Annotated in this window: 18 protein-coding genes; 11 read left to right on the top strand and 7 right to left on the bottom strand. The window is 35.4% G+C overall.

Annotation, left to right across the window (positions count from 1 at the left end; genetic code table 11):
- Positions 1-63: 63 nt before the first annotated feature.
- Positions 64-624, bottom strand: a complete 561-nt coding sequence (locus MP478_RS08770; RefSeq protein WP_257200223.1) for a cysteine hydrolase family protein — start codon at positions 622-624, stop codon at positions 64-66.
- A gap of 573 nt (positions 625-1,197) precedes the next feature.
- On the opposite strand from MP478_RS08770, the gene MP478_RS08765 reads away from it, so the two are divergent.
- The 4 genes from MP478_RS08765 (at position 1,198) to MP478_RS08750 (ending at position 6,743) form a co-directional block, all read left to right on the top strand.
- Positions 1,198-3,765 (top strand): DNA translocase FtsK, encoded by a 2,568-nt coding sequence (locus tag MP478_RS08765; protein WP_257200222.1) that lies wholly within the window; start codon positions 1,198-1,200, stop codon positions 3,763-3,765.
- An 81-nt stretch (positions 3,766-3,846) separates the two neighbouring features.
- A complete protein-coding gene (locus MP478_RS08760) occupies positions 3,847-4,308 on the top strand; it encodes a hypothetical protein (RefSeq protein ID WP_257191831.1) in 462 nt (153 codons plus the stop codon).
- A gap of 220 nt (positions 4,309-4,528) precedes the next feature.
- Positions 4,529-5,176, top strand: coding sequence for an outer membrane lipoprotein carrier protein LolA (locus MP478_RS08755; protein WP_257200221.1), 648 nt, complete (start codon positions 4,529-4,531; stop codon positions 5,174-5,176).
- Positions 5,177-5,285: 109 nt separating this feature from the next.
- Positions 5,286-6,743 carry an LptF/LptG family permease gene (locus MP478_RS08750; RefSeq protein ID WP_230036702.1) on the top strand — a complete coding sequence of 486 codons (1,458 nt, stop codon included), beginning with the start codon at positions 5,286-5,288 and terminating at the stop codon, positions 6,741-6,743.
- 326 nt (positions 6,744-7,069) lie between these two features.
- Here MP478_RS08750 and MP478_RS08745 read toward each other — a convergent pair whose 3' ends face one another.
- The 3 genes from MP478_RS08745 to pyrH all read right to left on the bottom strand — a co-directional run bounded on the left by MP478_RS08745 (position 7,070) and on the right by pyrH (position 9,744).
- Entirely contained in the window at positions 7,070-8,128 is a 1,059-nt protein-coding gene (locus tag MP478_RS08745; protein WP_257191827.1) for a ketoacyl-ACP synthase III, read from the bottom strand.
- A gap of 232 nt (positions 8,129-8,360) precedes the next feature.
- Positions 8,361-8,915 (bottom strand): ribosome recycling factor, encoded by a 555-nt coding sequence (gene frr / locus MP478_RS08740; protein WP_257200220.1) that lies wholly within the window; start codon positions 8,913-8,915, stop codon positions 8,361-8,363.
- A gap of 121 nt (positions 8,916-9,036) precedes the next feature.
- Positions 9,037-9,744 (bottom strand): UMP kinase, encoded by a 708-nt coding sequence (pyrH, locus tag MP478_RS08735; protein ID WP_257191826.1) that lies wholly within the window; start codon positions 9,742-9,744, stop codon positions 9,037-9,039.
- Positions 9,745-9,911: 167 nt separating this feature from the next.
- Here pyrH and porQ point away from each other — a divergent pair, with 167 nt between their 5' ends.
- From porQ to MP478_RS08710, 5 genes are all read left to right on the top strand, one after another.
- Positions 9,912-10,904, top strand: coding sequence for a type IX secretion system protein PorQ (porQ, locus tag MP478_RS08730; protein WP_257200219.1), 993 nt, complete (start codon positions 9,912-9,914; stop codon positions 10,902-10,904).
- A 73-nt stretch (positions 10,905-10,977) separates the two neighbouring features.
- Entirely contained in the window at positions 10,978-11,652 is a 675-nt protein-coding gene (cmk, locus tag MP478_RS08725) for a (d)CMP kinase (protein WP_230036709.1), read from the top strand.
- Between the two features lie 96 nt (positions 11,653-11,748).
- Positions 11,749-12,099 (top strand): YtxH domain-containing protein, encoded by a 351-nt coding sequence (locus MP478_RS08720; RefSeq protein ID WP_047496001.1) that lies wholly within the window; start codon positions 11,749-11,751, stop codon positions 12,097-12,099.
- 80 nt (positions 12,100-12,179) lie between these two features.
- Positions 12,180-12,488, top strand: coding sequence for a phage holin family protein (locus MP478_RS08715; RefSeq protein WP_047496002.1), 309 nt, complete (start codon positions 12,180-12,182; stop codon positions 12,486-12,488).
- A 3-nt stretch (positions 12,489-12,491) separates the two neighbouring features.
- Positions 12,492-12,989 carry a phosphoribosyl-ATP pyrophosphatase gene (locus MP478_RS08710; protein WP_257200218.1) on the top strand — a complete coding sequence of 166 codons (498 nt, stop codon included), beginning with the start codon at positions 12,492-12,494 and terminating at the stop codon, positions 12,987-12,989.
- 137 nt (positions 12,990-13,126) lie between these two features.
- On the opposite strand, the gene MP478_RS08705 is transcribed toward MP478_RS08710, so the two are convergent.
- Positions 13,127-13,852, bottom strand: a complete 726-nt coding sequence (locus tag MP478_RS08705; protein ID WP_257200217.1) for an RNA methyltransferase — start codon at positions 13,850-13,852, stop codon at positions 13,127-13,129.
- Between MP478_RS08705 and MP478_RS08700 the strand changes: the two genes are divergently transcribed.
- On the top strand, positions 13,838-16,438 hold the full coding sequence (locus MP478_RS08700; protein ID WP_257200216.1) for an outer membrane protein assembly factor: 2,601 nt from the start codon (positions 13,838-13,840) through the stop codon (positions 16,436-16,438). The genes MP478_RS08705 and MP478_RS08700 overlap by 15 nt on opposite strands.
- Here MP478_RS08700 and MP478_RS08695 read toward each other — a convergent pair.
- A complete protein-coding gene (locus MP478_RS08695; protein WP_230036716.1) occupies positions 16,435-17,052 on the bottom strand; it encodes a vancomycin high temperature exclusion protein in 618 nt (205 codons plus the stop codon). The two genes, MP478_RS08700 and MP478_RS08695, sit on opposite strands and share 4 nt — an antisense overlap.
- Positions 17,049-18,173, bottom strand: coding sequence for a ferredoxin--NADP reductase (locus MP478_RS08690; RefSeq protein WP_230036718.1), 1,125 nt, complete (start codon positions 18,171-18,173; stop codon positions 17,049-17,051). Before MP478_RS08690 ends, MP478_RS08695 begins: the two co-directional genes overlap by 4 nt.
- A 32-nt stretch (positions 18,174-18,205) precedes the next feature.
- Here MP478_RS08690 and MP478_RS08685 point away from each other — a divergent pair, with 32 nt between their 5' ends.
- The gene (locus tag MP478_RS08685) at positions 18,206-18,763 is read left to right on the top strand and encodes a TlpA disulfide reductase family protein (protein WP_230036720.1); all 558 of its coding nucleotides are present in this window, start codon (positions 18,206-18,208) and stop codon (positions 18,761-18,763) included.
- The last annotated feature ends 11 nt before the right edge of the window (positions 18,764-18,774 follow it).

Genomic DNA, 18,774 nt, shown 5'->3' with positions numbered 1-18,774 from the left:
TTTAAGCAAAATAAAGATACCAATTATTGTTGATACCTTTATTCATTACCCATTGTTCATTACTTATTTTCCATGTAAGAAATCATTTGTACTGACAATTCTGGCATAAAGATTTCCTAATGCGGAGATCCCCGCTAAAAATGACCTTTGTACTTCTGCCGCTTTTATGACCTGCCCGTTCAATTCCCGGTCTCGTGTTGCAGTAGCATCTCCAATAATGGTATTGGTAAAGCCAAAGTCAAATGCAGCTCTTGTAGTTGATTCTACACATACATCAGTCATCATACCTGTAATCACCAGATTTTTGATTTTTTTCAACTGAAGATACTGCCGCAGATCAGTTTCCCTGAAGCTGTTCGGAAAATGTTTTACAATAACTTTCTCATCAGATTTCGGGCTCACCCATGAACTGATCTCCATTCCGGGAGTATCCGGAAGAAAAAAAGTGGCTCCTTCATTGGCGGAGATATGCATAATATGGACCACAGGAAGATTGTTTTTCCTAAAATAATTCAAAATATCTTTAGCGTTTCTCCCAGCTTTTTCAGCGCCTTCCAGTGTCATCTTCCCTCCAGGAAAATAGTCGTTTTGTACGTCAATAATTAATAGTGCAGTGTTTTCCATTTTTCTTTTTTGTTGCGCGTTTATACATACGAATGAAATTAAAACCAAACATAAAGTCAGAATACTTTTAAAAGTGTCTTTCATTATTTTTCTGTTATAAAATTAATAGGACAAAATTATGACGGAAAGAGTTCCTGACATTTGAACTAGTTCAAAAAATGATGTTCATAAAAAACAGGTTTTAAATAGGTGAGTTCCGGGAAAATGGTAACAGATGATCAGACAAACACACAAAGCGGCCTTTCAAAAAAAATAAGAACATCGTCATCTTATATGGCTACAATAAATCAAAACAATCCATAATTAGATTAATTTCCATTATTATGTTTTTTTATTTTAAACTAAATAAAACAAAAAAAATATTATTATTTTATATACTCTTCATCAGATAAAGAATATTTTAAATCAAATTATTTAAAATTTTAGAATTAAAATAATAACAATACCAACCATTTGAAATGAAAAATAATTATATCTTTTATTTTTGGAATTGTTATTGTTGAAATTAAAATGATTTTTTTTACAAAAAAGGTTTTAATGTTGGAAAAACATTAAATTTGCGATATTGATATTATGGACAAAAAGACACAAAAAAAACAGACTGAATCGCCGGAAGCAGGCCGAATTTTATCTAAGCCGCGTATATTCTTTGGGCTTACTTTTATCCTTTTCTCTATTGTTCTAGCATTCTCATTCATTTCCTATTTAATGAACTGGAAAGCAGACCAAAGCCAGGCAGGAACCATGCTTGATAAGGGTATAAAATCTTCAAACATTTTTGGAAAATTAGGAGACTGGTTTGGAAATTTTTTCATATTTGAAAGTATTGGTATTGCCTCATTTATTATTGCATTTTTATTCCTGGTGGTAGGAACAATGATTCTTAAAAAGAAAATGTTCAAGCCATGGAAAACCATTGGCCATTCCCTGTTTTTTATTTGCTGGCTTCCTATTTTTATGGGAGCACTTACCAAAGGACAAGGAGTTTTAGGAGGAGTCTATGGTTACCAGATCATGGATTATCTTAATTCCATCATCGGAGCTGTAGGGTTGTGGACGGTATTGGCTGCAAGCATCCTTTTATATTTTATCCTGGAATTCAATCTTCGTCCAAGCTCTATCAAAGCCAAGCTGAATAAGATCAATGAAAATACCATTGGAAAGGTAAAAGCTATGATGCCGGATTCCAATGAAGATTTTGAAGCAGATGAGGAAATGAAGGAAGAGGCTGAAGAAGCGGCATCTCGTGTTACAGTAAGTGACCTTAGCCAGCAGCCCCCTGCCAATCCTATCAATAAAATAAAAGAACAGGAAGCTGTACCTATTTCAAAACCGGTTCAGGAAGTTCCTCTTACTACTGATATAGAAACTATTGTTACTCCGAATCATACTTCTTTTGAAAATGGTCAAAAAGACATCACACAACCGGTGAACTTAAACCTTAATCCAAAACCGGCTGTTCCGATGTCTACGCCTGAGGAAGCTTTTGATATCAGACCCTCTACTCCATCTTCTGTCTCTACTTCCGCACCTGTTCAGGAAGACATTAAATTTAAAGTAGAAATCGCCCCTGTAATTGATATACTGGATGATTCGGATAAAAAGTCTCAGGAACTGGTAGAAAGGCATGGCTTGTATGATCATAAATTAGATCTTGCCAATTTCCAGATGCCTCCGGTAGATTTATTAAAAGATTACGGGAATGAAGAAATTTCTATCAATAAAGAAGAGCTTGAAGAAAATAAAAATAAAATTGTTGGTCTTTTAAAGAACTTTAATGTAGGTATTGCCGAGATCAAGGCGACCATCGGGCCAACGGTTACTTTATACGAAATTGTTCCGGAAGCCGGCATCAGGGTGGCAGCCATTAAAAAACTGCAGGATGATATTGCTTTGAATCTTTCAGCTTTAGGGATCAGGATTATTGCGCCAATGCCGGGAAAAGGAACTATCGGTATTGAAGTGCCAAGAAAGAATCCTACCATGGTTTCTATGCGCTCTGTTATTGCTTCTCAAAAATTCCAAAATACAGATATGGATCTTCCTGTAGTTTTCGGAAAAACAATTTCCAACGAAGTTTTCATGGCTGACCTTGCAAAGATGCCTCACTTATTGATGGCCGGAGCAACGGGACAGGGTAAATCTGTAGGAATTAATGCTATTCTTACATCTCTTCTTTATAAAAAGCACCCGAGTGAACTGAAATTTGTAATGGTGGATCCTAAAAAAGTGGAGCTTTCATTATACTCAAAAATAGAAAGACATTATCTGGCTAAACTTCCGGATGTGGATGAAGCTATTATCACAGACACCAATAAAGTAATCAATACCCTCAACTCTCTTTGTGTGGAGATGGATACTAGGTATGACCTTCTTAAAAATGCGTTCTGTAAAAACCTAAAAGAATACAACAAAAAGTTTGCAGAAAGAAAATTAAATCCTGAAAACGGACACCGTTTTTTACCCTATATCGTTCTGGTAGTAGATGAGTTTGCCGATTTGATCATGACCGCAGGAAAAGAGGTAGAATTACCTATTGCCAGACTGGCACAGCTTGCAAGAGCCGTAGGTATCCACCTTATTGTGGCAACACAAAGACCTTCTGTAAATGTAATTACCGGTATGATTAAAGCCAACTTCCCTGCAAGAGCAGCATTCAGAGTGATCTCCAGTGTGGATTCAAGAACTATTCTTGATTCTCCGGGTGCAGATCAGCTGATTGGTAAAGGTGATATGCTTTATTTCAACGGTAATGAAATTTTAAGACTTCAGTGTGCTTTCGTGGATACTCCGGAGGTTGAAAGGCTTGCAGAATATATTGGGGAACAAAAAGGATATGCCTCGGCATTCTTACTTCCGGAATATGTTTCTGAAGATTCTACAAGTTCTGTAGGGGCTTTTGATCCTAATGAAAAAGATGCATTATTTGAAGATGCCGCAAGAATCATCGTATCTACCCAGCAAGGCTCCACTTCTATGCTTCAGCGTCAGTTGAAACTGGGCTATAACAGAGCGGGAAGAATTATGGACCAACTGGAAGCAAGTGGTATTGTAGGAGGCTTTAACGGAGCTAAAGCAAGAGAGGTGATCATCAGTGATCTTCATTCTTTAGAACAGTTTCTGGAAGATTTAAGAAGCTAATTCATCACACAAAGTAATTAATCCTGGGTATGCAACAACATAACCCAGGAAATATAAACAATATTCAATTCAGCTAATATCATGAAAATTACAATAAAACAAACCTTTAAACTGGGGATTTTTGCATCTGTACTTACATTATCTTCTTGTGCATTAAGATCTGTTCCCAGTGACTATTCTTCTGTAAAACTGGATGTCATAGACAATAATACTCTGGGAAATGGCAAAGTACTCATTTATAACGGTGCTGGAGTTCTCCACAAAATGGATAATACAGCAAGATTAAATATTGGACTTGATGGTAAATCTCTGGGACAGATCAGACCTAAAGAATATGTTATTGTTAATCTAGAAAATGGAAAACATGAATTCACTGCTCTTCATATAGATATGGTGAATATGAGAAGTAAACATCCGGTTGAAATTAATGCAGGCACTAAAGTTATTAAAATTGAGCCTACCATCACTTCTAATAAATTAACAGTAACCAATATTCTTCCTGAAAACTTTGATACATATATTGAAAGACCCGAGACAAGATAATTTACAAAACATTATCATTATCGACACGCTTTATTCAAGGGAACAGGTCCTTAAAAATTAAAAAGGGTAAAAAAAACAATTTATATTTTTTTACTTGAGTATTAAAAATAGTGAACTTTTTTTGGAACAGTTTTTGGAAGATTTGCGTAATTAAGGGGAAAAAAGCGAATGGCTTTACCCTTAAGAGTTAGAAAATGTCTAAAGATTATTAAATAAAAAAATGAAAAATATTATTTCAAAAGTTATATTAGGAAGTTTTGTTGTAGGTGCAGTTGGTATGACCAGTGCTCAGAAAATAGATGCTAAAGCCAAAAAGATATTGGATGATATTACAGCCAATTACAAATCTAAAAAGAATTCTTACTTCAAATTTTCTTTTGGAAGCGGTCTTAATGATCAGGTAACTAAAACAGAACCTGGAATTTATTATTCGGCAGGAGATAAATACAAGTTGAAAATCATGGATACTGAACAGATCTTTGATGGAAGCAAAATTTACAATATCAGTATTGACGATATGGAAGTAACCATTGCAAAACCTAATGGAAACAGCACCCTCTTCTCCCCTATCAATTATCTTAATACGTATAGAAATGACTATAATGTAACCTATAACGGAAAGAAAATAGTCAACGGTGTGAATGCTGATTTTATCAAACTAACTCCCGTAAAATCAAACGGAATAAAGTATGTGTATCTTTTTGTAGATTCTGTAAAAAAACAAATGGTAAAGCTTGAACAGCACGGAAACAATAAGGATGTTGCTGTAATTGCGATCAAAGAATATAAAGAAAATCAGGATCTGGATCCGAATATGTTTGTTTTTGATAAGAATAAATTTAAAAACTACGTAATCACTGAACTTTAAAAAGCAAGAAAACAGGGCTGTAAATACGCAATTCTGTTTTTAAGTTAAAAAAATAACAAAATATAAAAGCCGCAAGTAAAATTTGCGGCTTTTTGATTAATTTTGGCGCATGTTAAAAATACTAGACCGATATATCATAAAAACCTTCTTTGGACCGTTTTTCTTTATATTCAGCGTATTGTTTTTCATCTTTATTGTAAACATTATCTGGGTTCAATTAGGGCAATTTATGGGAAAAGGATTAAGCTACTGGCAGATCCTTAAACTTCTTTTTTATCTTGGAGTAAGCGTTATCAGTATGGTGCTTCCTCTTACTATCCTTCTGGCCAGTATTATGTCCTTTGGAGAATTTGGTGAAAGATATGAGCTGGCAGCAATGAAGGCCGCAGGAATTTCTCTGACGAGAGTTATGATGCCTCTCCTGGGGGTGGCCACCATATTGGCGGTTATGCTTTTCTTCTTTTCAAATAATATCATTCCCGATTTCCAGAAGAAGGCGAAAAACATGCTTTTCAACATTGCACAGACTAAACCGGCGCTTAACTTCACTCCCGGACAGTTTATCGATCAGATTCCCGGCTATATGGTGAAATTTGATAAAATTTATGGAGAAAACGGTGAAAATATTGAAGGCGTTTTTGTTCACAGAAAAGCAAACACCTACGAAAACCAACAGTCTATTGTTGCTGAAAAAGGAAAATTTGTTCCGGCAGCCAACAGGAACTTCTTAAAACTGGTGCTGCATAACGGATATGTATTTGAGGACAATTTTGCCGGAAAGGGAGAAAATGTAAGAATGAAGCAACCCGATCAGGCTATTAAATTTGATACACTGACCTCTCACTTTGATATCAGTGAAATTATCAACCAGGCTATCGAAAAAGAACAGATTACAGATGACTACCGTTTCCAAACCTACGGACAGCTGAATGCAACCATTGCTAAAAGTAAAAAAGAAAATAAACTGTTTTTCGATAATATCGGAGCTGATGTCCTGGGGCAGACCAATTCTGTAGTTGCCTACATGGATAGAGGCAACACTCATAAAGCAACTCCCAAACCACAGGTAAAACTGGACACTGTAAAAAGTGACAAAAAGCTGGAAATCCTCTATAACTCTTACAACAGACTGGATAATCTGAAAACTTCTCTGGAAAGCAAAAAAAGTGAGTTCAGTACGAATGTAAAATATTTCAGTAAGGTGGTTATTTACCAGCAAAGAATAGTCTCCTATTCTGTAACCTGTATTATCTTTTTCCTGATTGGAGCCAGTTTGGGATCTATCATCCGGAAAGGAGGTATGGGGCTTCCCGTTATCATAGCTATTGTTATTTTCATCATTTTTTATGTAATGAATGTAGGAGTGGAAAATTTATCCTGGAGCGGAAAAATGAATCCGTATCTGGCAGCATGGCTCCCTAATTTCATTCTTCTTCCTTTTGGAATCTGGATGACGTATAAAGCACTTACAGACTCACAGCTATTCGATGCAGAGAAATATAAGGCATTATTTAAGCCTATTACTAAGAGGTTCTCAAAAAACAAAGAGCATCAAAGATATCAATAGATACCTGAAATTGAATATTCAACACAGTACAGACCCGGAAATTCCGGGTCTTTTTTATTTCTGAAAATAGAATGTTAAAGTTTTCTACTTTTTAAAGTATAAAATGATATGGCTCAATAACAGCCTGTTTAAGTGATGTGATCTTCTACGGTACACACTATTTTGCTACCGGAACCTTTTCTCCTGAAAAGAAATCAAATCCTTCCTCATCAATGATCAATCTCTAAAAAAATACAGGGCCGGAAGGAGAAATCAAACAACAGATATAAACAAAAGAGGCTTCCGACCGCGGAAACCTCTTTTTGTATGTCAAACATTGATGCCAGTTAAAACTTGTACACAAATGCGTTAATATTCATTCCTGCTCCTACAGAAGCAAACAGGACGATATCATTTTTCTTGATCTCATGTTGCTCCAATTCACCGTTAAGAATCATCGTAAGCAAAGTTGGAATAGTTGCCACACTGCTGTTTCCTAACTTATGAATTACCATAGGCATGATATTCTCGGGAAGCGGAGTATTATACAGCTGGTAAAACCTGTTAACAATAGCTTCATCCATTTTTTCGTTAGCCTGATGAATAATAATCTTATCGAGCTGATCAATGGTATATCCGCTATTATCAAGGCATTTCTTCATAGCATCAGGAACATTTACAAGCGCAAATTCATAGATTTTCCGCCCATCCATTTTGATGTATTTTGTATCCGGACATTTTTCATTATTGTAAGATTTTCCAAAATACAGATAGTCTTTTTCTGTCAATGTATAGGAAGCAGAAAGGTGAGATTTTATTCCGGAGTCATCATTACTCTTTTCTAAAATAGCGGCTCCGGCTCCGTCAGCATAAATCATACTGTCCCTGTCATGGATATCCACTACACGGGAAAGGGTTTCAGCCCCAATTACCAGGCAGCGCTTTGCAATTCCTGCTTTGATAAAAGCATTAGCCTGTATCATACCTTCAATCCAGCCGGGGCATCCGAAGAGAACATCATAAGCAACGCAAAAGTTGTTTTTGATTCCTAATAAATGCTTCACCCTTGCTGCAAGACTGGGAACCGTATCAGACTGAACTGTCCCGAAGCGTACATCCCCAAAATTATGGGCAAAGATAATGTAGTCTAAAGTTTCAGGATCTATTCCTGCATTTTCAATGGCAGCCTGAGCTGCAATAAGTCCCAAATCTGAAGTAACCTGTGTGCTGCTTGCATACCTCCTCTCTTCAATGCCCGTAATTTTTTTTAATTTATCCGTAATCGATGCATTGTTTTCTTTTAATAACACTCCTTCTTTATTGAGAAAAATATGCTTATCAAAAAATAGATTGGTTATCGTTTCAGATGGAATGTAGTTCCCTACACCAATAATTCTCGTCATCACTATAATGTTTTGTTTCCTGTCTTTATTTAAGGTGTTTCAGGAATAATTTTATAAATATAATGATTTAACGCTAATATCTATCAAAATATTATAGTAAGGAAGCGTATTACTTCAAAATTTTATATAATTAAATACATAAAGTTCATCAAAATTAAAATTAAAGTTCTGATATACAGAAAATAAAAGAGGTTTCCTACCGGAAACCTCTTATTAATATTTAAAAAACTAAAAATTATACTTTCATAATTTCTGCTTCTTTTGTCTTAAGATGATCATCGCAAAGCTTTACATATTTGTCTGTGAATCCCTGAATTTCTTCTTCTACTCCTTTTACAACATCTTCAGAAACACCCTCTAACTTTTTAAGTTCCTTCAAGCCATCCTGTCTTGCATTTCTTATCGTTACTTTAGTGTTTTCAGCTTCTACTTTAGCCTGTTTTGCCAGTTCTTTTCTTCTCTCTTCCGTTAAAGGCGGAACATTAAGGATAATATTCTCACCATTGTTAGAAGGCGCAAAACCTAAATTAGAATTAATAATAGCTTTTTCAATGGCATTGATTGCCGTTCTGTCCCAAGGCTGGATAGAGATGGTCATCGCATCCGGCACAGAAACATTAGCTACCTGGTTAATCGGAGTGGGAGCACCATAATATTCAACCATTACATCCTGAACCATTGCCGTAGAAGCACGTCCTGCTCTGATTCTTTGAAATGCATGATCCAGGTGCTTTACAGCTGCCTCCATATCCTGCTTTACAGATTCTAATATAAGATCTAATTCTTCCATTATTATATTATAGTTTGATAAATTGCACATTAATTGTTCTAATTGATAATTAATAATTGATGGGTAATAAGTAATGAAGAATTTTAAATTTCCTTATCTCCTACTTATTATGGTTACCAGATTACAAATTAACTAAAGTACCAACATTTTCTCCTTCAACAATTTTTTCTAAATTACCATCTTTGTTCATATCGAATACAATAATAGGTAATTTATTTTCATGACTCAAAGTAAAAGCTGTCATGTCCATTACTTTAAGATTTTTTTCAAATACTTCATCAAAAGATAGCGAGTTGTATTTTACGGCGTCCACATTCTTTTCAGGATCACTATCATAGATTCCGTCTACTCTTGTTCCCTTTAAAATAACATCAGCACCAATTTCGATAGCTCTCAAAGTAGCTGCTGTATCTGTTGTAAAATAAGGATTTCCTGTTCCAGCTCCAAAGATGACCACTCTTCCTTTCTCAAGGTGTCTTACGGCTCTTCTTTTGATAAAAGGCTCAGCTACTTTATCCATTTCGATAGCAGACTGAAGTCTTGTTTTAATTCCTGCATCTTCCAATGCTCCCTGCAATGCCATACCGTTGATTACTGTTGCCAGCATTCCCATATAGTCACCCTGTACTCTATCCATTCCTTTTGCTGCTCCTGCAACCCCTCGGAAAATGTTTCCTCCTCCAATGACAATCGCCACTTCACAACCTTTTTCCACTACTTTTTTTATTTCTGCAGCATATTCCTGCAGTCTTTCAGTGTCAATACCGTATTGTCTGTTACCCATTAAAGCCTCTCCACTTAGTTTCAGAAGGATTCTTTTATATTTCATTTTTTATTTTTAATAACGATTTACCGGAGCTGATTTCTCCAAAATTTGATTTTGCAAATATAATCATTATAGATATTGATAAAAGAAAAATATTTAATTAGAAATAATGTCAGAAATATTTTGAAAAGTACGAAAAAGGATTATTTTTGCATTAATTATAAATTGAATTGAAGAAAATTATCATTTTTTCATTATTTCTATCAGGAATTGTTTCTTATGCACAAACAGGAACAAATGTTTATCCGTTCTTAAATATACCTGTATCTGCAAGACAAGCCGCCTTAGGTGGTGATGCAATTTCGATAAGAGATTATGATGTTTCCTTTGCTATTGCAAACCCAGCCCTGTTAAATAAAGACTCTGACAAACAGCTTTCCGTTAATGCCACCGCTTATCTGGCTGACTCGAAATACGGAACCATAGCGTATGCCAAAGATTTTGATAATGGTCATATGGCCACTATCAATGCCAGATATATGAGCTATGGAAGTATTCCAAGGACTGATGAAAGTGGTTTTGAAAACGGAGAGTTCAAAGCTTCAGATGTTGCCATTGGAGCAGGCTATGCGTACCAGTTTGAAGAAGACTGGACAATAGGGGGAGGAATTAATTTTGTTACTTCAAAAATTGATAATTATACTTCTTCTGCCATTTCAGGAACGGCAGGAGTCACCTATCACAACAAAAAGAACAAAGAAGTTCTTTCCCTTGTACTCAGAAATTTTGGGTTCCAGCTAAAATCATTCAATGGAGTAAAGGAAAACCTTCCTTTCAGAGTAGATTTGGGATATACCAGAATATTAAAAAACTTCCCTCTTGCGGTTACCATTACGGCTCATGATCTTCAGCAGTTTGATATTTCTTCAGAATTTAATACTGACGGACAAAAAGTGAATGCCGGCAGAAAGATTGCAGATCACTTCTCCCTGGGAGCAGAATTATTCCCGGAAAAGAACTTTAACATAAGACTGGGATATAACGTGAAAAGAGGAAATGAACTCGCTGTAGCAGATCAGAGAAACTTTTCAGGGCTTTCTGCAGGATTTGGAGTTAAAGTATCAAGATTCCGTATAGATTATGCTCATGTAAGATACCACAACTCTTCCAACGTCAATCAGATAGGAATATCAATGGACCTTTCCAGCCATAGAGGAGAATAAAAAAAAATAGTAATCCTTCTTAAAATTTCTTATTATTTCTTGATTTTCTAAAAAAAATCTTGAAATTTGCAGTATGAAAAAACCTGTAATAGCGATCGATGGGTACTCGTCTACCGGAAAAAGCTCTATCTCTAAAGTCATTGCTGATCAATTGGGACTTATTCATATGGATACCGGTGCACTTTACAGAGGCGTTACCTGGTATGCATTGCAGCACTGTTTGGATGAAGACGGCAACATTGACCTGAATGTATTATTCTCTTCTTTAGATCAAATAGAGCTCGAATTTAAAAACAACGAAGGAACATTGGTTCTTTTCCTTAATCATACAGATATCTCTAAAGAAATCCGTATGAATGAAGTTTCAGACCATGTAAGTGTGGTAGCCAAGCAAAAAGAAGTAAGAGACTTTTTACTTCAGGCTCAGCGTTCTTTGGCAGAAAAAGGAGGCGTTATTATGGATGGACGTGACATTGGGACAGTAGTTCTGCCAAAAGCGGACTATAAATTCTTTCTTACTGCCAGTATTGATGAAAGAACAAACAGAAGATTTCTTGAATTAAAAGGGCTCGGAATTGAAGCCGATAAAAAGCAGGTAAAACAAAATCTTATTGAAAGAGACAAAATAGACAGTGAGCGCGAAATAGCTCCTCTGAAGCAGGCTGACGATGCAATTGTTATTGATAATTCCACACTGAGCAAAGAGGAAACAATACAGCTTATGCTTTCTTATATTCAAAAGATTTAACAATTTTTAATAGGCTTACAACCTCCTTTGGTACACAAATTGTAAGTTTTATTACTGTAAAAACTAATCTATTATTAACTATTAAAAAACTTATAAATGTCTAGAAAAGAAAAAAATACAGCAGGTATATTAGCGGGACTTCTTGCAGGTGCTGCTGCAGGTGTAATCTTAGGGATGCTTTACGCACCGGAAGAAGGAAAAGAAACCAGAAAGAAAATCAAAAATAAGGCTAATGATTTAAAAGATCAGGCTAAAAATAAATATGGAGAAGTTTCTGAAAAAGTAAAAGACCAGTATGGTAATATCTCTTCCACTTTCAAAGAAACAGCGAATAATGTAGCGCACACCATGAAAGATGGATATGATAAGTATAAGGATCAGATTGTTTCTAAAACTGCAGACGTAGTGAAAGATGTAGAAGCAGAATTGAATGACCTAAAAAAATAAGTAATTTATCTTTTTTAAGTAAATTACAGAAAGGAACTTTTGTACAAAAGTTCCTTTTTTTGTAACTTTAAAAAAAAACAATGATAGAGACTATTAAAGAATACGCCTCGAAGAGAATTGATCTTCTGAAAATAGAAGCTACTGAAAAGTCTTCTCTCTCTGCCGGGCTCATTACCTACTTTGTAGTACTGCTTGTTGCTTTTGCTTTTTTTATTATTCTTTTCAATTTTGGAATTGCATTTCTCATTGGCAAAGCACTGGATAATTATTCCTATGGATTCTTAATTGTTGCTGCATTTTATGCCTTAGTAATGGCTTTTGTCATTGCTTTTAAAAATAAGATTGTCAATACTGTTGCAGATCAGGTTATTAAATTTTTAAATCATTAAACTATGGGCAGAAAATACGAAAGCATAGAAGAATTAAGAAGAAAGAAAAAACTGCTTAAGAGTGAAATCGATGATCTTGAGAACCTTCTTACCTTTAAGAACACAAAAGAAAGCTTAAGTGCCTTTACCAATGGGTTAACAGATCAGTATCTTCAGGAAAAGGTAGATGAAGACGGAGATGAAAAAGTAGTCCTGAGAAAAGATGTAATCGCAAGACAGCTCACCTCAGAAGTGAAAGATCTTCTCATCAGTAAAAATACAGCTGTAGGTATTGCCAGTTCTGCATTTAATGGAAATATTGCAGATGGCCTTATAAAACTGGGCATTACTGCCATAGTAGGAAACTATGCCAAAAAGAATATGAAAAGTACCAACTGGAAGAATAAACTTGTAGGTGTTACTTTAATATACCTTGCCCCTATTGCCTTAAAATTCGTCAGAAAAAAACTGGAAGTTTACCAGAAAAATAAAAGTGTTTCAAGCTTGGAACAGCTGATATAGTAAGATATAGATGCCAGATATCAGATATCGAACTTTATACATTAGATCAGTTTGTTAAATTAAAATAGTAGCTATTTATAATTTAAGAACTTACTGTCTAAGTTCCCTGTCTGATATCTGATATTTTTATATGATAACTATTTTGAAAAAAGCTGTCCTAAAATAATTCCCGCCGCCATTGATACATTCAGGCTTTCTGTAGACTGGGAACTTCCAAATCTTGGGATAGTAACACACTTCTGAAGAAGTTTTTCCGTTTCCGGCCTCATGCCGTTTCCTTCATTTCCTAAAATCAGATTTATCTTTTCCGGTTTTTCAAAACTATAAATACTTTCACCATCCATATCCGTTCCGATATTTACATTATCCGTTTTTGAAAGATAGTCCACAAGATCTGTATATACTATATTTACCCTGGTAAAAGATCCCATACTGGCCTGGATTACTTTTGGATTATAGAAATCAACAGTATCTTCGCTGCAGATGATCTGTTCTATTCCAAACCAGTCTGCAAGACGGATAATAGTACCCAGATTTCCGGGATCCTGAATACCATCCAAAACAAGCTGAATGTTTTTATCTTCCATTCTTTCTTCTTCGGCAAGATAACATACTGCCACAGAATCTTTCGGAGTTTTAAGGAAACTAATTTTTTTTAGCTCATTTTCAGAGATATGGAAAACAGGAATATCGGTACGGTCCAATTTTTGCGGATCGGTTGAAAATATTTCTTTAACTTTAATATTAGAATTAGAAAGTTCACAAATGATTTTATTACCTTCAACCAAAAACAAATTGTATTTTTGTCTGAACTTCTTTTTATCTAAAGACTGTAAAATTTTTATTGTATGAGCTGTAAGCATTATAAGAATTCTCCTCAAAAGTATTATAAAATTATATCATTTGCAACATTTGTTGGTCTCCTTTATGCTTGTAGTACGACAAAAAAGGTTCCGAATGGTGAATATCTCCTTACCAGAAACAGCTTTAAATTTGAGGATAAGAAAGAATTCTTTGATGAAGAACTGAAAGATTACGTTCAGCAGAAACCTAACAAAAAACAGCTGCTTTTCATGCCTTTAACGCTGGCTTTCTACAATATGGCCAGCCCCAAATATGATACGATACTTAATGAATACATGACCTATCCCCGGGAGATGAGAAATCAAAAACTAAGGGATTCTTTATTCATCAAGTACAATATGCAAAGCAGTGTAGGAAAAAGTCTTTTTTTTGACCGTGTATTGCACAACTGGGGAACACCACCGGTAATCTTAGACCAGACAAAAAGTGAGAAAAGTGCTGAATCTATCAAAAAAAGACTTATCTACAGAGGTTTTTGGGACGCAGATGTAAAATTTAAACAAGATCTGGACTCTTCTGCTAAAAAAGCAGCTGTCAATTATTTCATCAGACATAATGACCCCACTTATATTAAAGATTATTATTATAATATTCCGGATCAGGGTATAAAAAATATCTATTCTCATCTTAAAGACAAAACGCTTATAAGAGCAGGGCAAGTTCTTGATCAGACTGTTCTTGAAAAAGAAGTAACGAGAATTACAGATCTGATGAAAGATTTTGGATATTATAAATTCAATAGTTCCAATGATGAAGTTTATTTTATAGCAGATTCTATTAAGAGTAAGAAACAGGTTCCTCTGACCCTGGAAATCCATAAAGATTCTCTGGACCGTCCCTATAAAGTAGCTACTTTCGGAAATATAGATGTCGCTATTGTTGATGAACCCGGAGATTTTCCAAAAAATACAGTTAAAGACAGCTTAAGAAGGGTACGATTCCATAAAATGAATGAGAAATATAAAACATCCTCATTATGGAGAGCTGTTATTGTAGACAGCAAACAGCCTTATGACCAAAAGAAACTGGATGTCACCAAAAGGAACTTCATGGCCATGAACAATTTTAGTATTGTAAAAGCCCGGGATTCCCTAAGAAGAGGTGGGATAACTTCACCTAATGACAGCATTGTAGATGTTTTGTATGTATTGAAACCACTTCCAAAATATGATCTTAAAGTAGGAACTGATGTGAACTATTCCCAGCTATTAAATTTGGGGATCTCGCCCTCAATAGACCTTACGACCCGTAATGTTTTCAGGGGTGCAGAAAATATATCCACCAGTATTTCCGGAACTTTCGGATCTATCAGAAGTACACAGGATATTGATAAAAGAAGCACAGCATACGAAATCTCTGCCCAGGCTTCCCTTAATTTCCCAAGGCTCTTACTTCCTTTCAATTATTATAAGTTTATCCCCAAACGTTATACTCCTACCTCCTCTATTTTGTTGGGAGCATCTATACAGAACAATATCGGACTGGGAAGACTGAATTTCAATACGGGGCTCAACTATCAGGCTAATGTGAATGATCAGATTTATCATAAGCTGACTTTATTTAATACCCAAATCAGTTTAACAAAAAACAAAGATGCTTATTACAGCTATTTTGTTAATGATGAAAGGGTAAAAGACGATATTTTCGGCAGCTATTTTGCGTACAGACCCCAGATTGGAATCGATTATAAGAATAACAAGCTTAGTATTGATGACGTTTCAAAACTTCTTCTGCAGGATCAGGAATACCGTGATGATCTGGATCAAAAAGGAACAGATCTTTTAACAGCCTTTAGAGGAACATTGGTCAATAAAGACAGACAGACCCAGGATGTGCTGATTTCTTCTATGATCTATAATTTTGTGTATAGTGAAATTGGTAAGAAAGATTATCCTAATGCCTTTTATTTCAACGGTAAAGTAGAGCTTGCAGGTAATATTCTAAGTTTATTCAACAAAAAAGATAATGATGGCGGAGTTGTTACCTCACCTCAAAAAACCATATTTGGAATTCCTTATGCTCAATTTATAAAATTTGATATCGACGCAAGGAAATATTTCAAATTCAATGGAAATCAGACACTAGTCCTCCGTCAGTTTATTGGAGTGGGTGTTCCTTACGGGAACTCTCAGGATATGCCTATTATTAAGTCTTATTTTAATGGAGGGTCCAACGATATCAGGGCCTGGGTGGCATTTGGAGGATTAGGTCCGGCAGATTCTCAGGTTGATGAAAGGGTACGTACCTATATGACCAATAATGTAAAACTTACCACAAACATTGAATACAGAATACCTTTCAACAGTATGTATGAAGGAGCCTTATTTACAGATATTGGAAATACCTGGAGTCTGCGTGATCATAATGACGGATATAATGATGAATTTAAACTGAATAAATTCCTGGGACAAATGGGTATTGGTAGTGGATTTGGACTGAGAATAAATATTGCCTACATCACAGCAAGAATTGACCTTGCTTATAAGATTTACGACCCTAATAAAGCGGAAGGAGACCGATGGAGAATCAAAAACATCCAACCTTTTAAACCGACTCTTAATATTGCGTTTGGATATCCTTTCTAATCCGGAGAAACGCCTAAAATAAAGTAAATTACAGCAATCACACGGGCGAGGATTTCCCTCGCCTGATTTCTGTAAAAACTTTCAGGTTTGGTTACATCTTGTGCATCAAAACCCAGCGCATTCATATCATTATTTCTTGCGAAAAATAAGGCACGAAGATTATGAAATCCCTGCGAAACGATAATTACATTTTTCTTCTTGTAAATATCTTTACACCGTAATATACTTTTATATGTATTGAAGCCTTTCGGATCTTCTACAATAATATCTCCCGGAACACCTTCCTGATTCACCAGATAGTTTTTCATAGCAGCAGGTTCATTATACCCTTTGCTTTTTTCCCCACTTACAATAATCTTTTTGATTTTCCCATGGTGATAAAGAAGTGCTGCGGCATCCATTCTTTTGGTAAAATAGGGGTTAGACAACCCGGATCTCATTTTGGGGGATGTCCCCAAAACCAGAGCAATTTCCCTTGGAGGGATCTTGGATATTTTGGTATAGGTACGGCCATTCGTAAGCCCGAAAACCCAGACATTACAGAAACATATCAGTAAAATTCCTAATTCCACTGATATGACACCGAGACCAAATATGTTTTTAAAAATTCTCAACTAAGATCAAAGTTAAGCTTTATTTTTTTACTTTTCACAATAGACATGCAAGCCAATATATGCCCCTGCCCTTCCTCTTTTTCAGTTAGGTACTCATTTTCAAGAAGTTCCACCTCTCCTTCTTCCAAAGAACATTCACAGCTTCCACAGATTCCCGATTTACACGAGTAAGGAACAGGAAATTTCTGAATCAGAAGCTGTTGCAAAATTTTATCTCTGTTATCGGGAAGTATTGTTGTATATTTTTTACCCATCATCGTAAACTCCACTTCAATATTTTCAATAAGCGGAAATTCCTTTTCTACAGGGTAAATATCATCATTATATTCCTCAAAAAGCTCAAAATGAATATTCTTTTTTGGAATTCCATGACGATAACAGGCATTAGCCAACGTTTTTATCATTTCTCCTTTCCCACAGATCAGCACTTCATCTACAGCATCCCATATGGTAGATTCTTCATCAGTATCATCCAGATGCAGGATCTGGTTGATGATCAAATTCAGTTTTTTCTCATCCAGCCTGCCATAGAAAAAGCGGTCAGCTGTTTTTTCCTGTGAGAAAAAATAGAAAATCTGAAGTCTGTCTCCACAGGTTCTTGCAAGATGATCCAGCTGATCTCTGAAAATCAGGTCCTCAGAACTCTTATTTCCAAAAAACAAAAAAAGTCTCGTCCTCGGTTCATTATGAAGGATATTTTTAAAATGACTTAAAACGGGAGTAATTCCTATACCTCCAGCAAAAGCCACAATAGTCCGGAATTCACTTGGCTTAGACCCTAATGTAAATCTTCCGGCAGGCTCACCTACCAACAACTGATCTCCTTCATTGTAATTCTGAAATAGCTGCGAAGTAGCTCCTTCAGGGGAATTAACCTTTATTCCCAGACAAATTTTCCCTTCATACGGAGCCGAAGTCATTGAATAATCATTAATTACTTCTTCACCATGAGACTGAAACTTTACACTCACATACTGCCCTGCTTCAAACTTGAAATTATCCCTTAAATTCTCGGGAATTTCAAACTCCAGAGAAAAAGTATTTTTGGTCAGTTCTTCCTTTTTCGCTACTTTTAACCGATGAAACTGTATCAGTTTCCCTTTATAGATTTGTTGTTCCATACTTCAATTCAAAAATAGATAAAAAATAATTTATGAAGAAGATAATTTTATCCACGCTTATTATTACCGCTCTTTTCAGCTGTAAAAAAGAAAGCCAGAAAACAGAGAATACCGCTACAGATTCACTTTCAGTAACAAAAAATACGGCTGCTGAAACAACTGCCTATGTTCCAAAAGAACTTTCTCCGGAAAATGTGGGTCAACATTTAGCCAAAAATAATGATACTTTATATGTGACGAATTTTTTTGCTACATGGTGTGGACCGTGTATGAAAGAAATTCCTAGTTTTAAAAATAAAATGGAGGAATTGAAAGGGAAACCTGTAAAATTCACGTTTGTCAATCTCGATGAAAAATCAGATTGGGATGGTGCTGTGAAAAATTTTGTTGTAGAAAACAATCTGAGCGGCAGCGTTATTCTTTTGGATGGACAAAAATTAGATCCAACCTTCTTCTCCGGTAACTTCAAACAATGGGATGGTGGCTCTATTCCATTTACCTTCATGAGAAAGGGTGATAAAACAGATGAGTATTTAGGAATGATGACAGAAGATGTACTGAATTCAAAAATCGATTCTTTTTTAAAGTAAAAAATATACAG

It is taken from the genome of Chryseobacterium sp. WG14, assembly GCF_024586945.1.
Lineage (GTDB): Bacteria > Bacteroidota > Bacteroidia > Flavobacteriales > Weeksellaceae > Chryseobacterium.
Note: the sequence above shows the minus strand (reverse complement) of the source record. Positions and strands in the feature narration are given on the sequence as shown.